The sequence below is a fragment of the Acidovorax sp. SRB_24 genome, assembly GCF_012931925.1.
This window is the reverse complement of sequence record NZ_MWOM01000109.1, coordinates 1-1569: the sequence shown is the minus strand read 5'-3', so window position 1 is coordinate 1569 and position 1569 is coordinate 1. Positions and strand designations below refer to the sequence as shown.

Sequence of the window (1569 nt, the reverse complement as noted above, 5' to 3'; positions counted from 1 at the left end):
GGCCGCCATCGCCGCGCTGCAGGCCGGCGCCGCCGTCACCGCGCGCATCGACTGGGAGCGCCGCCACAGGCTCATGCGCTTTCACACCGCCACGCACCTGCTGTGCCACCTGGTGCCGCAACTGGTCAACGGCTGCTCGATCACGCCCGACTATGCGCGGCTCGACTTCAACATGACCGACCCGCTCGACAAGGAGTGGCTGACCGCGGGCATCGCGCGCCTGGTGGCGGCCGCGCACCCGCTCACGGTGGCGTCGATCAGCGACGAAGAACTCGACACCAACCCGCAGCTGGTCAAGAGCATGAGCGTGCAGCCGCCGCGCGGCACCGGGCGCATCCGTACCATCCGCATTGGCGACGCCGGCAGCGACACGCTGATCGACCTGCAGCCCTGCGGCGGCACGCATGTGGCGAACACGGCCGAGATCGGTGCCGTCGTCGTCACCAAGATCGAGAAAAAAAGCGCTACCACCCGCAGGGTGGTGTTGGGGTTCGCCCCATGAGCGCAGCGCAGCACGGTTTTTTCAGGGTGGACTCATTTGCGCGCAGCGCAACCACCCGCCGGGTGGTGCTGGGGTTCGCGCCGTGAACGCAGCCCCCGCCGCCCGGAACCAAAGCGCAGGGACGCGCTCCCACCAGGCGACCATGCCGCACTTCTTTCTGCTCCGCGTTCTTCCCCGCTTCCTCACCGCTCTTTTTTTCATAGCTGCAAGCGCTTTATGGACGAGCGCTAATGCCCAATTAGGCCCCAAATCCGATGCCAGCGCCGTGGTCAGCACACCGCGCGTGCGCGCCGAGCTGGTGGCGCACGCGCCGCAGGGCATCACGCCCGGCGAGCCGCTGTGGCTGGGCCTGCAGATCACGCACCAGCCGGACTGGCACACCTACTGGAAAAACCCCGGCGACTCGGGCCTGCCGACCCAGCTGACCTGGACCTTGCCCGCCGGTCTGGACGTCGGCGAGATCGCCTGGCCGGAGCCGCAGAAGATCCGCATCGAGCACCTGGCCAACTACGGCTATGAGGGCACGGTGCTGCTGCCGGTGCCGCTGCAGGTGGCGTCCACCTTCCAGGCGCCGCTGTCGGGCACGGTGGACGTGCGCCTGCACGCGAGCTGGCTGGTCTGCAAGCGCGAATGCATCCCCGAAGAAGGCGACTTCACGCTGCAGCTGCCGGTGCGCGGCTCGACGGCACTGCACGCCGCGGCCTTTGACAGCGCCCTGGCGGCGCAGCCGCGGGCACTGGCCAGCGACGGCAGCACGGCGCGCGTGGACGGCGAGCGCCTGCAGCTCCGCGTGCCCGGCCTGCCGGCTGCGGCGCGCGGCCAGGCGCTGCAGCTGTTTCCCGAAGCGCCCGCCGTGATCGAACATGCGGCCGAATCGGGCAGCGGCTGGACGCAGGCCTGGGAAGGCGATGTCTGGACCGCCAGCGTGCCGCTGTCGGCCGAGCGCGGCGCGAGCGTGGCGCAGCTGCCTCTGGTGCTGGCCTTGCCGGCGCAGGCAGCGCCCGCAGGCGGCGCACGCGCCTGGCGCACGGTGGCAATGGTCGACGGCGCCTGGACCGCCGCCGCGT

The 1569-nt window shown here is 70.7% G+C and carries 2 protein-coding genes; both read left to right on the top strand.

Annotation, left to right across the window (positions count from 1 at the left end; translation table 11 throughout):
* A partial coding sequence (locus B2J89_RS20320; RefSeq protein ID WP_240965101.1) for an alanyl-tRNA editing protein occupies nucleotides 1-502 on the top strand: 502 nt, incomplete at its 5' end.
* 265 nt (nucleotides 503-767) lie between these two features.
* Nucleotides 768-1569: protein-disulfide reductase DsbD domain-containing protein (locus B2J89_RS20315; protein ID WP_371809107.1), on the top strand; the 802-nt coding region annotated here is incomplete at its 3' end.